We start from the raw sequence: 18,107 nt of genomic DNA, 5'->3' as shown, positions 1-18,107 counted from the left end.
GGATTTGGCACAGTCCATCATGATCCAGGGCGCAGGGTCCAACGTGGGCAAGTCCATGCTCGTTGCGGGGCTGTCGCGGGCCTTCGTGCGTCGCGGCCGGTCGGTCGCCCCTTTCAAACCGCAGAACATGTCCAACAACGCCGCCGTCACCGTTGACGGGGGCGAGATCGGGCGCGCGCAGGCGCTACAGGCGCGCGCCGCCGGGCGGGTCCCCCATACCGATATGAACCCAGTTCTTCTCAAGCCGGAAACCGATACAGGGGCACAGGTGATCGTGCAGGGCAGACGTGTCGCCACGATGCGCGCCCGTGATTACGCCAAGGCCAAACCACAGCTGCTGGGGCCGGCGCTGCAAAGCTTTCAACGCCTCTGCGCGGACGCCGACCTCGTGCTTGTCGAAGGGGCCGGCAGCCCAGCGGAAATCAATCTGCGCGCCGGCGATATTGCGAATATGGGCTTTGCCGAGGCCGCAGGCGTGCCGGTAATCCTCGTAGGCGATATCGACCGTGGTGGCGTGATCGCGCAGCTGGTGGGCACGCAAGCCATCTTGCCCCCTGCGGATGCTGCACGGATCAAAGGATTTGCCGTCAACAAGTTCCGTGGCGATGTAAGGCTTTTCGACGAGGGCGTGACCGCCATCTCGGATCGCACAGGCTGGCCCTGCCTCGGGGTGATCCCATGGTTCCCACAGGCCTGGCGGCTGCCCGCGGAGGACGTGATGGACATCCGTTCAACCCCGCGCGCGGGGTTCCGGATCGTCGTGCCGCGCCTTGGCCGGATCGCCAATTTCGACGATCTTGATCCTCTCAGCGCCGAACCGGGCCTGAGCGTCGAGATCATAGAGCCGGGTCGCCCGCTGCCCGGCAATGCCGACATGGTACTTATCCCGGGAAGCAAATCCACGATCGCCGACCTGACCGCATTCCGCGCCAATGGCTGGGATATCGATCTTGCGGCGCATATCCGGCGCGGCGGACACGTGTTGGGGATCTGCGGTGGCTACCAGATGCTCGGCCGCGAAATCGCCGACCCCGAAGGTCTTGAAGGTGCACCGGGCTCGGTGCCGGGCCTGGGGCATCTCGATGTCACCACGGTCATGCGGCAGGAAAAACATCTGTCTCTCACACGGGCGCTCTACCTGCCAAGCGGGCACGCTGTCGAGGGATACGAAATTCATCTCGGCGAAACCGATGGTCCTGACCGAGATCGGGCCTGGCTGCAAATCGACGATCGTCTCGAAGGCGCCGCGAACGCCACGGGGCGGGTGCGTGGCTGCTACTTGCACGGTCTGTTCGCATCCGACCGGTTTCGCGCGGCCTATCTTGCGGAATTCGGCGTTTCTTCGGATATTGCCTTTAACGACGCGGTCGAAACGACGCTGGACGCCCTCGCCACACATCTCGAGACGCATATGGATCTCGACCTGTTGCTAAATCTGGCCGAGCGTCCAACGTTCTGATCGTCAATCGAAATCCTGTCCCATCATTGCGCGATGAATTTCGCGGCGAACAAGCTTTCGGACGTTGCGTGTGATCCGCTCTCCGAGCGTGCCCTGCAATTCCTGCCGGACGATATCCGCCACGAGATCACGCAGCGCATCTTCGTCCAGCACGGTGTCTTCGTTGTACCAATCGGCGTCACGCGCGGGCCTTGTTGCGGGACTCGCTTTGGCCTCATCCGGCATGTCGGGATTATCCGACTTTTCGGCCAACGGGCGTGCTTCCGCCCCAGCACTGCGGCTCGACGTGAAATCAAGTGTCTCTGCGGCGTCGTCCTCGGACTTGTCCGCGTGACCTTCGAGCCGACCCTCTGAAGACGGACGCGCACGGGGGTTTTCACCACGACGCGCAAGCGCCTCGGACCGGCTCGCCCGCATGGCGGCCAACATTGCCGCTTCGGCGGAGACATTCTCGACCGGCGAGCCCTCTTCCATTTCAGGCTCAGGGGCGTCGTCCGGCGTGGCTTCTGCCGACGGGTCATGCGCCTCGGACACCTCATCGTCATCGTGTTCCGGCTCCGGCTCCGGCTCCGGCTCCGGCTCCGGCTCCGGCTCCGGCTCCGGATCAGGCATCACCGCGGCGGCCTCGCTGGCAATATCCTCCGGCGCGTCTTCCACCAGTCCCGTGTCTTCGGTCTCGGCTTCGCCCAGATCGGCGGCGACATGTTCTGAATCGTCGTCGTCATCTTCCCACGGCACGGACTCGCCCTTGCGCGCCGCGTTATCATCCGCGTCCTCCGCTTCAGGATCCCAGGCATCCTGTCGCGCAGCGACGGCGGCCTCGACTTCCGCAATGCGCGCCTCTAGCTCGCTGTCACCATGACGTGATACAGCGGCGTGTTCCGAGGCCTCCTCAGGCTCGTCATCTTCGTACTCAAAGCCGTCGCACTCGTTCAGGAAAGCCGCATCAAGCATGCCTTCGTCCGCCGCATGTTCAGCAGACGCATGGTCCGCGACCTCGGCAATATCGTCTTCCGTCTCCGTATGAATCTCAGCCTCAATCGCGTCCTTATCATAAGCGTCTGCGTCAGCGTGGAACTCATGGTCATCGGCGTCGGAGCTGTCGCCGCGAGGCTCCGCGTCGCTCTCTTCTGTTTCGTCCTCGTCTGGGCTGTCCGCAGCCTCGGTCACTTCCGGCCCGGCTTCTGTGTCTGTCAGCGCATGATCTTCTGAGGAAGCATCGTCATTATCCTCGGATTGCGGCACACTGATCTCATCAACCGCGTCCTGCGCAGTGTGCTGTCCGCGCTCGTCCGTGATCTGCCATTGTTCCAAGGACAGACTGTCGTCGCCTTGCGTGGCGTGATCGGCCTGCTCCGGTGCAGCAGGGGCGTTTTCCTGGGCCTCGGCCTCCTTGTCCTTTACGCGAAAAGACGGCGTCAGAAGCAGCTTCGCCTCTTCCTGAGAGGCGGTGCTGGATTCCGGTTCTTCGGACGGGTCAGAGGCGGTCGGATCATCGCCTTCATTGCGTTCACTTCGCTTTTCAACCGAGACCAGCCGCCGAATAGACGACAAGACGTCCTCGATTTCCCTGTTCGACACGGGATCAGACATGCTCAACAACCATTTTTTTGCCTCGCGCGAAGTGTAGCTGCGCCGAGGATTTCACACAACAAGTTAGAAAAGCTTTTAATCTTTCCCTAGCGCGCGCAACACACGGTCAAGTTTTTCGCCCTGCGGACTGATCGGCACAGGCGCATCCTTGACCAGGTTGTAATAGGCCGCCGGATCGTAGGTTTGCACGTTCAGATTGAGATCCTTGGCCGTCAATTGCCCGATCGAGGCCAGAACACGATAGGCCGCAATCAGCACATCCGTGTCCGCCGAGATCAGATTGGTCTGGGCATCGAGCAGCGACTGCTCCGCATTAAGCACATCAAGCGTCGTTCTCGCGCCAAGCTTGGCTTCTTCGCGCACGCCCTGAAAGGCGACGCGCGCCGCGCGCACCTGCTCGCGGCTTGATTGCTGAACCGCACGCGCGGCGCGCAGGATCGCATAGGCATTGCCGACATCCTGGCTGATCCTGTGGCGCACCACGTGCAGGTTTCCCCGGCGGGCGTCGCGCTGCGCCATCGCGCGACGCTTGGCCGAGCTAAGCAGTCCGCCCTGATAGATCGGCCCCCTCACGGTGACCCCGAAGCTTCCGGTGCGCGAGAAATCATCGTCATCAAAGGACTCTCGCAGACCTGCCCGGCCCGTCAGACCGATTTCGGGTTTCATAGCGGCCTCGGCGGCGAGAATGGTCAGGTCTGCGGCGGCTACCTGGTGCTGCGCTTCGCGCATGTCGGGATGGTTGCGCACTGCGATCGCCCGCGACTCGGCGACGGTGTTGGTCAGATCGGGCGTGGCGCGTGGCGCGCGAAGGTTGCCCGGTGCGCGCCCGACTGCGGTCCGGAACTCTTCGATAGCCTGTTGCAGCTCGCCCTGTGCAGCTGCCAGACCGCTTTGCGCCTCGGCCAGGCGCGCCTCGGCTTGTGCGACGTCGGTGCGTGTCACCTCGCCAACCTCGAATCGATCGCGCGCCGCGCGCAATTCCTGCCGCAAAAGCCTCAGGTTGTTTTCGCGCAAGGCTACGAATTCGCCGTTACGACGCACGTCGAGATAGGCGGTGACTGCACGCAGCAGAACTTGCTGCTCAATGCTCCGCAAAAGCTCTCGCGTCGCGAGAACCGATTCCTTGGCCGCGTCGATCCGATACCGCGTTTGCCCGAAATCGTAGAGCAGCAAGTCCAGTGTCAACGCGACGCCCATGTCGGTTTCCGTCGCCGGGCGCGCAATCCCGCTTGTTCGGCTACGCCCGAAATTCCGGGTCACATCGGCCGACCAGTTCAGGATCGGACGCAATTCTGATACGATTGCGGCCACGTCTTCATCCGCGGCACGCAGCAGCGCCCGGTTTTGATCCAACAGCCCGCTGTGATTATAGGCCTCCATCAACGTGTCCGCGAGCGTCTCGGCTTTTGACGGTGCTGGCATCGCCGTGACCACGGCGCAGATCACACCCGCGCCGAGCCAGCGTGTCATCGTTCCGAACATGCCCGGCCTCCCACTCACCCGCCTCAAAACGTAAACGCCGCGTGCCGTTCGAACCCTGCAAGCACCGGCGCGCCGGCGTTGAAACCAAAGCGCCACGTCATCTCGCCATCGATCTTATATCCAATCCGTACAACGCCAAGAGCGCCCTCGGAGAAAAGGCAGGCCATGCGGCCCCCTTCCTTGAGCTGGGTCACGAGTGTCTCAGGCAGGTGCTCGACCGCGCCCTCGATCATGATCACGTCATAGGGCCCATGCTCTTCTGCGCCCGCGCTCAAAAGACTTTCGTGCAAGACCACGTTGTCGACCCCCTGCTCTGCCAGGATGGTCTGCGCCTCCGACAAAAGTTCGGGCTGATCCTCAACAGCGACGACCGCCTCGGCCATCCGCGCAATAACCGCTGCCGAATAGCCCAGACCCGAGCCCAGATCGAGGACAAGCTCGTCACGCTGAATATCGAGCGCGTCCAGCATCTTGGCGAGCGTTCTTGGCTCGAGCATCACGCGCCCGCCACCCAGATCGATATTCTCGCCAATATAGGCTGCCTCGCGCAGCGATCGTGGTACAAATGCCTCCCGCGGAACCGAAAGCATGGCGTCGATGATCGGGAATTTCGTCACATCCGCCGGGCGGATCTGGGTGTCGACCATCATCGTGCGGCGTGCGGTGTAATCCGTCATTCGATCCACTCTTGCGTCTAAGAAGTCGTCCCTGCGTTCTTGCCACAAAGCCCCGGACCCGGCAATGCCATAAGAGCCCAGCAATCCATTCTCGCCCGGCGAGACGTGAGACCATTCCGCAGGGCTCCAAACACGGCGGGACTATTCTAGCAATTCCAGCGCAAGGACTGGACAAGGTCTCAACAAGACACTAAGCACATTCCGCGCGTTGACACTGTCGGCGCAGCCTAAAAGGCACCACGGATGGCGAGTTGGCGGAGTGGTGACGCAGCGGATTGCAAATCCGTGTACACCGGTTCGATTCCGGTACTCGCCTCCATCTAAAATCAATGACTTAGCGGATTTTGACGCGGCGGCGCATAGCCCGTCTAAACATTTGTCTAAACATTCTGTTTTTGTTCTGTTCGCATTCTTAGCTCTCCAGACGCATCTGCGTGGCAGTCAACGCGCCGTTGTGACGTGGACCGGGAAGAGAATTTATGGCGTTGTTTCTGCGCACGCGCCTATCGCGCATGCGCGGCTAGATGAAACCGTAGCCGGCGCAAAGTGGACACCTCCTGGTCCTTCGACCGAGGCACCCGCCACATCTTTCCCGAATTGGCTTTCCGCGTTGGTCCCGTCGCTTAAATACAAGACCTTCCCCAAAACATATAGCGCACGTAGCTTCGCCAGTGCTCCTGCATCGGTGACAGCGGCGATATTGTGTATCTTTTTGCGTAGCCTGTCGCATAAGAAGTCTGCCTCAGAAAGAAAGACGAGACGTTACACGATTTTTTAGGCTTTTTTGGGGCACCTGTTTTGACGTGATCGTGCCGCTATAAACAGCACTAGCTCTTCGCATTCGTCAGGAGCGGTTTTTCTCGCCGCGCATCTTTTGAGCCGTGACAGCCCTGATCCGTTGACGGACCTTTCTGGTGTAGTGCTGGACCATCGCCGGGCTTTGACCGGTCACCGACGCGATAAGGTCATCGCTGCAGCCAGCCTCTAGAAGCTCACAGGCGGCGTTGTAGCGCCAAGAGTGGATATCGTAGTCCAACGCCCCGATACGATCCCTGACGGCCCTGACAGCCGCTGACGCGCCTCTGTAGGACCAGCGATTCGATCCGCGCTCATTCGTCAGGATAAAGACCGAATGGCGGCTGGCGGCGTCCAGAGCGCTTTGCAGCTCAGGCAGGATCGGAACCCAAAGTTCTTTCGAGGTTTTGCTTTGCCGAACCCAGACGGCTCCATCTTCGATATTGGACCAGCGCATGTTTAGGACATCGCTGATCCTTTGGCCGGTTCCGACGCACAGTTCCATCACAAGCCGCTCTCTGCTGCCGAGAGGGCAGGCTTCGCGGTAGGCGTCCAGAAGCTCGCGCGGCCAAGGCTCGCGCTCTTTCTTCATTGTCTTGAGTTCCGGGACGCCCCGTGCCGGGTTGCTATCCCGCCAGCCTAGATCGACGCAGTGCTCCATTAGAACTCGAAGCACCCGCAGCGAGTAGTTGGCGAAATAGGCTTTGTTGGCATTTGCGTCCCGCAGCTGGATAACGTCCTTGCGCTGCATCTTGGCCGGATTGGCCTCACCCATGATCTCGCGGAAGAAGTCGAGATGTTTGTCGTAATCCAAACCAGTGCGCGGCTTGAGGTTACGATACCTGGGCGACTTACGGTAGTCGTCAATCAGCGCGCCGAAGTTGCGCCGAATGACCCGGCGCGGGCGATCCTTCTGCGAGAGAATGCCCGCATACTCCCGCCAAAATTCTGCTGTCCCAAACTCATTCTGGAATTTCTGCGACGGCCATCCGCGCCGTTGAAAATAGATACCGTTTCTCTGACGGTAGACATGCTTGGGAAGCTCACGTTTTGCCATGACGCATATCTATCTTCTCAAATTCGTCGAAGGTCTCGCCGGAAGATAGTACAATCTCAATCCGCCGTCCCTCTACAGATACGCTGCTGACAAGCTTGCCGGCGCCCTCAAGGACCTTCAGAAGGCTCAGCGCTCTTTGTTCTATAGTTGTTGCAGGCACCGTGGCACCCTGGCTGTATATGTAAAACGATCACATGAGGCACAATATGTTGTGCCTCTACCCCCATCAACACAACATATTGATTTCAGTGCATGCAGCCCGTGAGAGTCGGCAGCTTGCCTTGCGTGACTTGCTTCCCAAGGTCTCTGACCGATTAATACTTTTATGCAGTTAGTGTGAAAAGTCAGAAGCTTACGCGACTTCGACTTAAGAAAATTCGTCGACCAAGAGCTGGTAACGCCGATGTTTTGCGCGACTTGTGGTCGAATGGATGCACGAGCATCATGCAAAACTAGTTGGGCGTACAGTGAATCTAGAAGTTTCCGAGAATAGCGCAGGCCGGTGCGCTTAGCCTCAGGCGAGCGATCTGCGAGGTAACTGGCCCCTACTGCCTTCGTGCCAGGCTAACGGATTTCACCGCCCGATCCAGTGTCGCTGACTGACTTTGGTGTCACTAACTGCGATAAGACGAACAAGAGAGTGTGGGGGATTGGTGGCCGCCCCGCCCCTCCTCCGATACCCAAGGTCTACGGAGGAGCGGGGCTGTCGTGCGATTTAGAATTGAAGTTAGCGCAAGTGGTCAGTGACAGAACGCAAAGCGCTTAGAGCACCGACAGGATACGTTTACGATTTGCTTTCCGGCTTATCAGTGTTTGACTCATCGAAATGTAAGCGCTTGGCTAGGGAGTAATGTAAAGGGGTTCGATTGCATGAATGACGAAGAACCGAAAGCCGGCGAAACAGCTGGTGATTTGATTGAACAAATCGGCGATGTTGCAGGACTTAGCAAACTTTTGGAGGACAAAGATGTAAAAGCGGCGCTCATATCAGAGCTTCGCGACATAGGCTTTCCGATGCCTGGAGTAGTCTATCGTTGCTTGGTTTTCGCAGCCGGTAAATCTGAAGTTTTTCTCGGTGGCGCTTTGTCTTCGCGCTTGCAGGCCTTTATTGATCGAACGCCCGCCCTCGCGAATTTGGTAAGCAGGGTCGCCAACCTGCACCACGGTGCGAAAGCGAAAGACCTTTTTAAGTCAGAGCTTATTTACGCAATTCGCGAAGGGCGCGAATTCAAACCAGGCATAGAAGTTGATGATGCCACGTCTCTTGAATTTGCCATCGCTTTGCACAGCACCCAGAAGCTAGAGGCGCTGTCCGGCGCAATAGACACCCTTGGGGAGAGCTTGGTAGCAACCTTGAAAGCCGAAATTGCTACGATGGCTCAGGAAGTGTTCCGTCCAACACTTTCATGGCCGGAGGAGGCGACACAGCCGGAAAAACTATCTGCTTATAACCGACTGAAATACACCTCAGGTTTGGATCAATTTCTTGGCCGAGACGAAGAAATAGGGCTTTTGACAGACTTTGCTGGCGATCCGCATTTGGGCGGTTGCTTATTTAATTTCCGGTGGATGCTGCTGACCGGAGAAGGGGGGAGCGGAAAAACACGACTTGCGTATCATTTCACCACGAAGGTTTTGAATTCAGATCATTGGGAGACGGGCAAGCTGGACATTAGCGACCTGAGCCAATTCACCGAACCCCAGAAATGGCGTCCACGAAAACCTACTTTCATTGTCATCGACTACGCGCAGTCCGCACCAGAGGACATACATCGCCTTTTGGCCGCGTTTTCAAGGCAATCAGCGCAGTACGAGTTTCCCGTGCGGCTTTTGTTACTTGAACGGAGCTCGCATTGGACGTGGACTGATAAGCTTCTCCCGGAAACGGGCGGACGTCCTTCCATTTTGGAACATGAGTTCTTGGGCGCTGGCATCGAAGGAAGAACCATATCACCGCTCTTGCCCGAAGTAACGCTTCGCTTGATGGCCGCACGGATCGCCGAGTCAGGTCTGGATGAAGTGTCACCGCATGAATTGTTAGGCTTTGCGCATCAAATTGACCCGGGAACTATAAGTACCAAACAAAGCGGAGAAGTAATTGAGTCGCACACTCCCAGACCTCTTTTTGCTTTAGCAGCTGCTGACGCACTCATTGACGCTATACGGCAAACAGGAGAATTGCCAAAAAGTCTTAGCCGCGAAGAAGTGCTCGAAGGAATCGTCCGCCGGGACCGCCAGACAATTTGGGCAAAGGCTATTCCCGATGACGCTCTGCGAAGGCGCTACGAGCGGGGATTTGCGCTTGCAACTTTGGTACAAGGATTGGCCTTAAGCGAGATGACACAAGCGCGATTCGGCAACGCACTAGATTGGTTACCTCCACTGCCGCCGAATGATGACCAGACGGTATTGTCAGCTTTTGGCTGTACTGAAGGCTATTGGCCACAAATGGAACCTGACATTCTGGGGGAATTCTTCTTTGCCCAGACACTCTTGGAACCGGCTATGCCTGACAACATCCGCCAGCAATTCCTGCTGGGGGCACTGGAATTAAACAAACCTTTTCCAACGGTCAGCCTTTTGCGGTTGGCTCGAGATTTCCCTGAAACAGTCGACCGCCTTGACCTTCCAGCCATCACACGAGCCACAACAAAAATGGATGTCGCAAAGACACTTGCGGGTCTAACTATCGAGTTCGTAAAACTGGTCTACGACCGTGGAACGCTGGCGGAGCGCCAATTGGACGCGCTAACGGACACCATGCCGAAGGATCGCAAAATTGCGCTTGCAGTGGCTATGGCGGTGGCGAATATCTCGATCGACGCCGGCATAGCAGGCGATTGGGAGAGAATTGAAGCGTTGCTCTTACGTCTTGATAAGCTTCGCGAGGCCTTCCCCAAGGATCACGAGATTGCACGTGCCGCGGCTCTGAACGCGGCAAACATCTCGAACTACGCCGGCAAAGCCGGCGATTGGGCGAGGGTCGCTGCGATGCTCTCGCGTCTGGATGTGTTGCGGGGAGCCTTCCCCGAGGATCGCGAGATTGCGCTTAGAGAAGCTCATTCAGCGGTCAATATCTCGCAGTCAGCCGGCAAAGCCGGCGATTGGGCGAGGATCGATGAGATGCTTTCGCGTCTGGATGCGTTGCGGAGAGCCTTTCCCGAGCATCGCGAGATTGCAAGTGCAGACGCCAATGCAGCGGTCGTTATCTCGGACCACGCCGGCAATGCCGGCGAGTGGGCGAGAATTGATACGATGCTTTCGCGTCTGGATGTGTTGCGGGAGGCCTTCCCCAAGGATCGCGAGATTGCGCTTGCAGCGGCTCAGTCGGCGGCCGACATCTCGACACACGCTGGAAAAGCCGGCGATTCGGTGAGACTCGATGCGGTACTCTCACGTCTGGATGCGCTGCGGGCGGCCTTTCCCGAGGAACGCGAGATTGCACGTGCAGAGGGTCGGTCGGCGATCAACACCTCGAACCTCGCCGGCACAGCAGACAAGTGGCCGAGGATCGATGCAGTGCTATCACATCTGGATGCGCTGCGGGCGGCCTTTCCCAAGGATCGCAAGATTGCACGAGCAGACGCACAGTCGGCGATTAACATCTCGAGCAACGCCGGCCAAGCCGGCGATTGGAAGAGAATCGATGCGATGCTCTTGCGTATCTGTGCGCTACGGGCGGCCTTCCCCGAGGATCGCGAGATTGGATCAGCAGCACTGCAAATCGTTTGTATTGCAGTTTCAGTTATTGACAGCGAGACAGCCCAAGCCCATCGCTTGGCCGAGTTGGGAACGATGATGGACCCGCTTGTTGAACTTCTCGGGTCTGACATGGTTGTTCCCAGGCAAGGCAATCGAAGTTTGACTGTTGGTTTTCTTAAACGGTGGTTGGATGAGCGCGGCGAAGAAGGCGTTTCCAGTCAGACCTGAGGGAACAAACCTCTCAGAGATGATAACGTCAGTAGTACTGCTTCCAAGCTAAATTTGGCACTGAAATTTGTCTAAACATTCGTGCTATGTTCCGCCAATTCTTGCGCTGCATCTAAACCGATTCCTTCGTAAAATCATAAAGATACTAAGTTTTGCAAATCCGTGTACACCGGTTCGATTCCGGTACTCGCCTCCATTTGCTATCAACGAATAAGCGGATTCTGGCGTGGCAAAGCGTCGCCGGCCTAAACATTTTGTTTCATTGCTGTGTTTGTATTTTCGCCACTTCAAACGCATTTATCCGGCGAGGGCAAAGCCTCTCTGAAGCGGGCAAGGAGCACTATTTTGCAATTAGTTTGCGGGCGTGCCAGCGGGCCTCGGCTACGTCCAGTGGCGCGATTGCGCCGCGTCCTATTCCAGGCCGCTCTCGTTGCCAGCCACCAAACCCTTTTTTCAAAACTTTTGCAGATCGTTTGCGCGCTGCTGGAAATTCGCACAAAGTCATCATCAGAGCAGTCGCCAGAAAGCTCGTCACAATCGCGAATACGCTTTGTAGATCACGTCAAAAGTGGGCCCCTCTGCCCACCTAAGAAATACAGTTTCTACGGCCAGAAAAGATTAACTTTTTTAGGTTCGCTGCCTTTACCTTCTTATGCAGAGCAATTGTTCGATCCTGTTATTTCGCGATCTGACGTTCATGCGTTTCGACATAAAGAGGTCCGACCTGATCGAAACGCTCTTCCTTGAACAACCGCTCTAGGATTTCGACGTCGGCTCCTTCAATATCCATCTTGATCAACGCAGGCACCTTCTCGAGACCTTCCAAAAAGGAAAAAAAGTCTATACAATCCACGTCGATCGCCTTGCCATTTTCGGTCAATTCGCCGCCGTCCACTATTGAATGCGACATCATGTCGAGTGGGTTCTTGTCACTCTGGTTTTCCAGCCACAACTTGAGCACGCCTGGCTGCGCTGCGATCGCTGCTTGATACAAGAATACGTTGGAAAAATCTGAGAAACGATCCTTCAAACACGCAAAAAGCCTTGGCTCAGGTTCAAATGCATGGACCTGCGCCCCAGAAGCCGCGAACTTGGCAGTGTAATCGCCGACGTTGGCACCAATGTCCATCACAACGTCATCTGCAGTCAACCTGCCGACGATGCGAATAAAGGCCTCTATTGTTTCGTCCATTCGAACTGTCCGAACGTGGTCAATCCAGGAAAGGTATGCCTTTCGACCTTCTCTACCAGGCAAGAAGCGAAGAAGGCGATGTATCGGCGCCAGTTTCGTCCTTAACCCCAGTCCCCGCTCGTACCATCTTTTACTTGAGGAGTTGTGCATTCCATCCATCGTTTTTCCTTTGGCAAGGTCTCTGAAACGGCGGCAGATTATCCACATCACACTAAGGTCATGGAGCAGAACATGACAACGGCGTTATCTCCGGATCATTTGCGTTCAGGAATGCTTTGGCAGATGCCGTAAACGCAATTCCGGCGCAGTTCTTCATGCTGAAGGCGCCGAAATATGTCGTTCAAATTCAGATAGTTTCGGATTTTCACCGCGACTGATCCGTGTCTCTGATTTGGGCTGATCGTTTTGAAATACTCGGTTTGATCGGCTCGTCTTTGGCCGACCTACTTCTCCCAATGCAAAGGAGGTCTTGGGGCGATGGGGCCACGGCAGGTGTCGCAGGGCGCTTTTCTACGAGTTTTCGATCGAAGAGCACGTGCCGCCGGACCATCTGTTGAGAGCCATCGACAGGTTCGTCACTCTCGATACCATGCGCCGGCATCTCGCTCCTTTCTACAGTTCGAAAGACAGGGCATTGGCCGACCCGAAGCTAACGCTCCGAATGCTGATCGTTTGCTATGCCTTCGGCATCCGTTCGGAGCGGCGGCTCTGCGAGGAAATGCATCTGAGCCTGCCGTAGCGCTGGTTCTGCCGCTTCGATATGGCCGATGCGGTGCCCGATCATTCGACCGTTTCAAAGAACCGGCATAAGCGGCTTGCTTATTTCAACGAAAAACTTTTGGAGCAGGTACCGATTTCAGATCTGGACAATTGGTTGAGCTAGGCTTCTGTAGACCCTTCATTTGATCCGGGCACGCAGGCAGACGTCACAAAGCTCTCTGAGCGGAAAGGCGATATCTTGGGTCTAAATCATCACCACAACGCGCTGATCTTGAAGGTGCTAACAGGTTCTGATGATGGTTTTCACGTGCGTTTCCAGAATCAAGGCCATGAAATTCTGCCCTCCGCGGACCCGCCCCGAGGATAGAACGTCTATGCTTCGGTGAGCTTTGAAGCGGCCTTGGGAGGCTACCGGCGTCTCAGCGTTGCAAGAACCCAGCTGGAAAACTCAGACAAAAGCCCGGTGGACGCCCTGTCGAATGCCTCGATGATCGCCTTGGTTTCGAGGGACTGCGCGGTAAAGTTTGACGAGAATGTCCGTGTTGCAACGATGCGGGCATCGTCTTCCCGGACCATTCTGGAAATGAAGCTTATCCGCACTTCGGCTGTGTCTCGGCTTTCGGTCAACTCGGCCTGAAAATCGGTGAGTTCCGTAATGATCGCGTAATCTGCCCTTGCTCCAAGGGGGCGGCGACCGATGTAGCGGACAGCTTGCGTTGCCTCTATTGACCGCAACAGAAGCGTCTGCAGCATCACGGGCGTTTCATCTCCCCAACGGGCCTGAGGCAGATACTCAGCCTGCAGCGGTCCGGGTTTTATCATGATCCGATCGGTTTGGAGCGCTCCACCGCTTGTCGGAAGCTCAATCGTGACATCTACGGGAATAACGCGGCCTGGCCGCGCCCCGGAGGGTCCGGGCGCGCGCAGTTCATAGACATCGAGCGGCGTGGAGGCCGACCCCAAAGCCGTTAGCGCACTGCATCCTCCCAATGAAAAGACATGGGTGGCGACCAAGAGCGCACGAAGCAACGATGGAAGAGTCACATTAACCTCATCTTCTGAATTCCGGCGCTTCCCTGCTCAGGAAAAAGCGGGCTGGATCGCGTTCTATCTGTCGTGTCAGCCGATCCAGATTGGAGATCAATGTCCGCGTTTCGGCCGCAAGTCGAGTGTAAAGCGGCAGTGCCGTTGAGGTGAACCGCTCCACGTCCGGCGCCATCGATCGCGACAGATCGCGAAGAGTGTCGAAAGCCTCGGACGCGGATCGGCCTGCAGATCTCAGGTCTTCCGAAATAAGCGGAAGATCGTCCGAAACTTCCGCCACCGCTGCATTAAGAGATCCAAGAGTTGTTTCCAGATTTGTAATGATCTTTGAAATTTCCTCGTTTATCACGCGGTCAGCTCCGGAAAACGCGCGTTCGGCCGCGCTCAAAGCACGGTCTCCTGTTTCCAGCGCGGCATTGATCGCACCGAGTGTATCATTTGCGTTTCGGAAGGCTTCTGTCGCCTCGACAAGCGTCACTTCGGCCTTCTGCGCGATCGTATCGATCCGTCCGCTCGCGGATGTCAGGTTGTCCGCCACGTCCTGAATGACTTCAGATGACGTCTGCGTCGCGCTGCGGATGTCAGCGACAATAGCCGGAAGGTCAACTTCGGCAGCTTGCCCGATCGCGGATACCGCCTTTTGCGCCTCCGCGATCAAAGCGCGGCTCTCCGCCAGAAGCGGAGTCGCATCGGTGTCGATCATGGCCTCGATACTACCTGCTGCATCGCTTACCGCGTCGGCGGTGTCCTCAAAGCGGGTAACGACACCATTGACGCCCTCAAGAGTCGTGCGCGCTTCCTCAAGCCGCAGGGTTGCTGTCTTACTCGTGGTGTCGAGGCTCCGCATTAGCGATTGTGCGTCTTCACTGAGCACCGTGACCTGCTCTCGCAAGTCATTCACCGTCTGCCGCACATCCCTTGTAGCCTCTGTAAGGTCCGTCGAAATGTAGGTTTCGGTTTTTGCCAGCGTGCCCTGTACGTTTTCCAGCGTGTCCGATCCCTGCGCGACGATCGTTTTCGCCTCTTCCGAGAGCTCGCCGATGGAAACAAGCGTATCATCCGCCGTCTCAAGCACACCGCTGAGGTCCACCGTCAGGGTCTCGAGAATCTCGTTGAAACGCCCGACCCGCTCAGCAAATTTCGAGACGGTATCAGCGACCGACGAGAAGTCATCGAGCGTGCTGGCGAAATCCTCTGACGCAGCTTCCACATTCACCAGAATGCGTTGAATCCGTTCTTCGTTTTCCCCGCCCAGAAGGCTGCGGATCTGTTTGACGATCTCGAGCGTTTCGGAAATCAGCTCAGGCGCGTCTTCCGAGAGCGTCTGAAGTGTCGATCGGCCTGCTTCGATCTGAGGAACAGGATCCGCATCCGTGCCGGTCAGTAGCGGTGCAGAAGGCGTGCCCGGGCCGATATTCACGAAAGACACGCCCGTGACCCCCTGCGCCTCGATGGTTGCCACGCTATCCACACGAACGGGTGTATCTCCGTCCACCTCAACCCGAACCTCGATTGAGCCGTCCTGATCCGGGGACAGCCGGACATTAACGACCTGGCCGACCGGCAAGCCGCTGAACCGCACATCCGATGCGTTCCCCAAGCCGGAAACAGACGAAAAGCGGATATCGTAGTAATCGAACTGCCGGTCCAGTTCGACGCGGACAAACAACAGAAAAAACGCAAGAATTCCAACGAACCCTGCAATCGTGAAGGCCCCGATGAGAATGAATTTCGCTCGTGTTTCCAAAAACCGGGTTCCTACTTGCCGCCGGGGCTTTGCATCTGAGCGGCTCTGGCTCTTGGCCCATGGAAATACTCATGAACCCAAGGATGTTCGACTTTCAACATTTCCTGCATCGTTCCGGTCACCAAGACCTTTCGGTCTGCCAGAACGGCGATGCGATCACATACGGCGTGTAGCGTATCAAGATCGTGCGTCACAAGAAACACGGTAAGTCCCAGTGAGCGGCTGAGACTGCGGATCAAACGGTCGAAAGCCGATGCGCCAATCGGGTCGAGGCCGGCGGTCGGTTCATCGAGAAACATGATCTCGGGATCAAGCGCGAGCGCGCGGGCAAACCCGGCGCGTTTGCGCATCCCGCCCGAAAGCTCCGACGGATACTTTTCCCCCGCAAGATAGGGCAATCCGACCATCGAGATCTTGAGATCCGCCAGTTCTGCGCGGATGCGAGGATCGAGACCGTCAACCGCCCGCATGGGCACTTCCACGTTTTCCCTCACAGTTAGTGAAGAAAACAACGCTCCGTCCTGGAACATCACACCCCATCTCTGCTCCAGTGCTGCGCTCGTGTCTTCGTCCGCCTTCAGGACGTCTACACCCAGCACGTTCACCGAGCCTTCTGCGGGTCTTTGAAGGCCGGCAATCGTCCGCAACAGGACAGACTTACCCGAGCCTGACCCGCCGACCACACCGAGGATCTCACCCCGAAAGACATCAAGATCGAGGTTCTCGTGCACCACGTGCTTGCCAAACTGGTTGCGAACGCCACGCACCCGTATGACCGCTTCTGACTGGGCAGGCTTCGCGGTCATATACCCATCCTTGCAAAAAAGATCGAGAACATCGCGTCTGCGACGATGACCGCAAAAATCGAAATTACGACAGAATTCGACGTCATTCGGCCAAGTGACTCCGCGTTGCTCTGCACTTGCATCCCCGCATAGCACCCCACGACACCGATGATCAGAGCAAAGACTGGCGCCTTCACTAGGCCGACGAAAACATGTGCGACATCCGTGTTTTCGATCAGGCGCGTGGCGAACATCTCGGGCGAAATGCCGAGGTCAGCCCAGGACATAAGCGCCCCGCCGATCAACCCCGATGCGTTCGCGATAAGACCGAGGATCGGCAACATGAAAAGCAGCGCCAGAATTCGCGGCACGAAAAGCGCCATGGCCGGATCAATCCCAAGCGTTCTCATGGCGTCGAGTTCCTCTCGCATCTTCATGGATCCGATCGCGGCAGTGAACGCCGATGCGGTGCGACCGGCCACGATGATCGAGGTCAAAAGGATACCCAGTTCGCGCAGAATCGAGATCGCTATAAGGTCCACGACGAACACCTCTGCGCCGAACTGCCGCAATTGCGTCGAGCCTTGAAAAGCAAGGACGACCCCGATCAGAAAGGCCATCAAAGCGACGATCGGTACGGCCTTGAGCCCCACTTCTTCGCAATGATGCACCAAAGACGTGAAGCGGAATTCGCGCGGATGCAGAAAAGATCGCCCGAGCCTCGCCAGAAAAAGCCCTAAATAGCTCGTCAGGTCCAAAAGAAACCCAACGCCAGAACCGACTTTGCGACCAACGATCTCCAGAAGGTCACTCAAAGACCGCTTGCGCGGCTCCACCTCTTCCACCGACGGCCAGGATTTCGTCACCACATCCAGAAGGCTTTCCGCCTCGGGCGTCACGCCGACGACATCGAACTTCTGCCCGGCGCCTTCGACACGCCGTCGGAGCGCGACAAGGCTCCAGGCGCCCGCGGTATCCAACCTACGGACGTCCGTCAGGTCGAGACTGACCGCGCCAGAAGCCTCGAGCTTGGACAAGGTTTCCTCAAGCTGCGTGACGGATCTCACCGTCAAGTCCCCGCGCAAAGCGACCCGTGCCGGAACCTCACCCATGGCAACTTCACAGCAAAATAAGTGATCCTGTTCCAAGCTTTCTCCGCCGCTGGTAACTTTTGCCGACCTATGGGTCCGCAAGCATTCATCAATATGCTCGCGCTTTACGATTGCGCGTGATCAACCCTAGTTCAAGAAGGTGGCAGCGCCGCAAGTGTCGCTCTTGAATTTTGTCTTCTGTATGCAACGCCCTTGATGAAGAAAACACCCTTAGAACTGGCCCCGTAACAAAGTGCCGGTCTGAACAGCCAGTTCCATCTAGAAGGGGACGGCGTGCATCAAATTAGGCTCACAATGAGACAGCGGCACTGCGAAGGCTGTACGCTAGGTTCCGCAACAAAGTGCTCATTGACGAAATCTTCTAACGCCTCTGTGCGGCCAGAGTGCCGATTGAACAATGACGCGTTTAAAGAACACGGTCGGGCCGCATAAGTCATTGGAATATCGACTACCCGCACCGGAAAACTTCGGAACACGGCACAAGAGGCGAGCAGAGCAACTACAATCAAGCCGG

Annotated in this window: 11 protein-coding genes, 1 tRNA gene and 1 pseudogene; 4 read left to right on the top strand and 9 right to left on the bottom strand. The window is 57.1% G+C overall.

The window, feature by feature from the left end:
• Positions 1-4: 4 nt before the first annotated feature.
• On the top strand, positions 5-1,459 hold the full coding sequence (locus tag EZV60_RS01400; RefSeq protein WP_135501390.1) for a cobyric acid synthase: 1,455 nt from the start codon (positions 5-7) through the stop codon (positions 1,457-1,459).
• A gap of 3 nt (positions 1,460-1,462) precedes the next feature.
• On the opposite strand, the gene EZV60_RS01395 is transcribed toward EZV60_RS01400, so the two are convergent.
• The 3 genes from EZV60_RS01395 to EZV60_RS01385 form a co-directional block, all read right to left on the bottom strand.
• On the bottom strand, positions 1,463-3,052 hold the full coding sequence (locus tag EZV60_RS01395) for a hypothetical protein (protein WP_135501388.1): 1,590 nt from the start codon (positions 3,050-3,052) through the stop codon (positions 1,463-1,465).
• A 75-nt stretch (positions 3,053-3,127) separates the two neighbouring features.
• The gene (locus tag EZV60_RS01390; RefSeq protein ID WP_135501386.1) at positions 3,128-4,534 is read right to left on the bottom strand and encodes a TolC family outer membrane protein; all 1,407 of its coding nucleotides are present in this window, start codon (positions 4,532-4,534) and stop codon (positions 3,128-3,130) included.
• A gap of 23 nt (positions 4,535-4,557) precedes the next feature.
• Positions 4,558-5,211 carry a protein-L-isoaspartate O-methyltransferase family protein gene (locus EZV60_RS01385; protein ID WP_135501384.1) on the bottom strand — a complete coding sequence of 218 codons (654 nt, stop codon included), beginning with the start codon at positions 5,209-5,211 and terminating at the stop codon, positions 4,558-4,560.
• A gap of 245 nt (positions 5,212-5,456) precedes the next feature.
• Here EZV60_RS01385 and EZV60_RS01380 point away from each other — a divergent pair.
• A tRNA-Cys gene (locus EZV60_RS01380) sits at positions 5,457-5,530 on the top strand.
• Positions 5,531-6,055: 525 nt separating this feature from the next.
• On the opposite strand, the gene EZV60_RS01375 is transcribed toward EZV60_RS01380, so the two are convergent.
• Complete coding sequence (locus EZV60_RS01375; RefSeq protein ID WP_135501382.1) at positions 6,056-7,063, bottom strand: tyrosine-type recombinase/integrase; 1,008 nt, start codon at positions 7,061-7,063, stop codon at positions 6,056-6,058.
• A gap of 870 nt (positions 7,064-7,933) precedes the next feature.
• Between EZV60_RS01375 and EZV60_RS01370 the strand changes: the two genes are divergently transcribed.
• Positions 7,934-10,993: a P-loop NTPase family protein gene (locus tag EZV60_RS01370; RefSeq protein ID WP_135501380.1), complete on the top strand. Its 3,060-nt coding sequence runs from the start codon at positions 7,934-7,936 to the stop codon at positions 10,991-10,993.
• A gap of 676 nt (positions 10,994-11,669) precedes the next feature.
• On the opposite strand, the gene EZV60_RS01365 is transcribed toward EZV60_RS01370, so the two are convergent.
• Complete coding sequence (locus EZV60_RS01365; RefSeq protein WP_167853432.1) at positions 11,670-12,185, bottom strand: FkbM family methyltransferase; 516 nt, start codon at positions 12,183-12,185, stop codon at positions 11,670-11,672.
• Positions 12,186-12,662: 477 nt separating this feature from the next.
• Between EZV60_RS01365 and EZV60_RS01360 the strand changes: the two are divergent.
• A pseudogene (locus tag EZV60_RS01360) lies at positions 12,663-12,999 on the top strand (transposase); the annotation flags it as partial.
• A gap of 314 nt (positions 13,000-13,313) precedes the next feature.
• Here EZV60_RS01360 and EZV60_RS01355 read toward each other — a convergent pair.
• The 4 genes from EZV60_RS01355 to EZV60_RS01340 are packed head-to-tail and all read right to left on the bottom strand — an operon-like array spanning position 13,314 to position 17,593.
• Positions 13,314-13,949 carry an ABC-type transport auxiliary lipoprotein family protein gene (locus EZV60_RS01355; protein ID WP_135501376.1) on the bottom strand — a complete coding sequence of 212 codons (636 nt, stop codon included), beginning with the start codon at positions 13,947-13,949 and terminating at the stop codon, positions 13,314-13,316.
• Positions 13,950-13,956: 7 nt separating this feature from the next.
• A complete protein-coding gene (locus tag EZV60_RS01350) occupies positions 13,957-15,696 on the bottom strand; it encodes an MlaD family protein (RefSeq protein WP_135501374.1) in 1,740 nt (579 codons plus the stop codon).
• Between the two features lie 11 nt (positions 15,697-15,707).
• Complete coding sequence (locus tag EZV60_RS01345) at positions 15,708-16,502, bottom strand: ABC transporter ATP-binding protein (protein WP_135501372.1); 795 nt, start codon at positions 16,500-16,502, stop codon at positions 15,708-15,710.
• Positions 16,499-17,593: an ABC transporter permease gene (locus tag EZV60_RS01340; protein WP_135501370.1), complete on the bottom strand. Its 1,095-nt coding sequence runs from the start codon at positions 17,591-17,593 to the stop codon at positions 16,499-16,501. Before EZV60_RS01340 ends, EZV60_RS01345 begins: the two co-directional genes overlap by 4 nt.
• Positions 17,594-18,107 lie beyond the last annotated feature (514 nt).

The organism is Roseovarius aestuariivivens (genome assembly GCF_004761875.1).
GTDB lineage: Bacteria > Pseudomonadota > Alphaproteobacteria > Rhodobacterales > Rhodobacteraceae > Roseovarius > Roseovarius aestuariivivens.
Note: the sequence above shows the minus strand (reverse complement) of the source record. Positions and strands in the feature narration are given on the sequence as shown.

Excerpts from the sequence above, each read along its gene's own strand:
- EZV60_RS01395 (WP_135501388.1), bottom strand. The coding sequence starts at position 3,052 with ATGTCTGATCCCGTGTCGAACAGGGAAATCGAGGACGTCTTGTCGTCT.
- EZV60_RS01390 (WP_135501386.1), bottom strand. The coding sequence starts at position 4,534 with ATGTTCGGAACGATGACACGCTGGCTCGGCGCGGGTGTGATCTGCGCC.
- EZV60_RS01385 (WP_135501384.1), bottom strand. The coding sequence starts at position 5,211 with ATGACGGATTACACCGCACGCCGCACGATGATGGTCGACACCCAGATC.
- EZV60_RS01375 (WP_135501382.1), bottom strand. The coding sequence starts at position 7,063 with ATGGCAAAACGTGAGCTTCCCAAGCATGTCTACCGTCAGAGAAACGGT.
- EZV60_RS01370 (WP_135501380.1), top strand. The coding sequence starts at position 7,934 with ATGAATGACGAAGAACCGAAAGCCGGCGAAACAGCTGGTGATTTGATT.
- EZV60_RS01365 (WP_167853432.1), bottom strand. The coding sequence starts at position 12,185 with ATGGACGAAACAATAGAGGCCTTTATTCGCATCGTCGGCAGGTTGACT.
- EZV60_RS01345 (WP_135501372.1), bottom strand. The coding sequence starts at position 16,502 with ATGACCGCGAAGCCTGCCCAGTCAGAAGCGGTCATACGGGTGCGTGGC.
- EZV60_RS01340 (WP_135501370.1), bottom strand. The coding sequence starts at position 17,593 with ATGGGTGAGGTTCCGGCACGGGTCGCTTTGCGCGGGGACTTGACGGTG.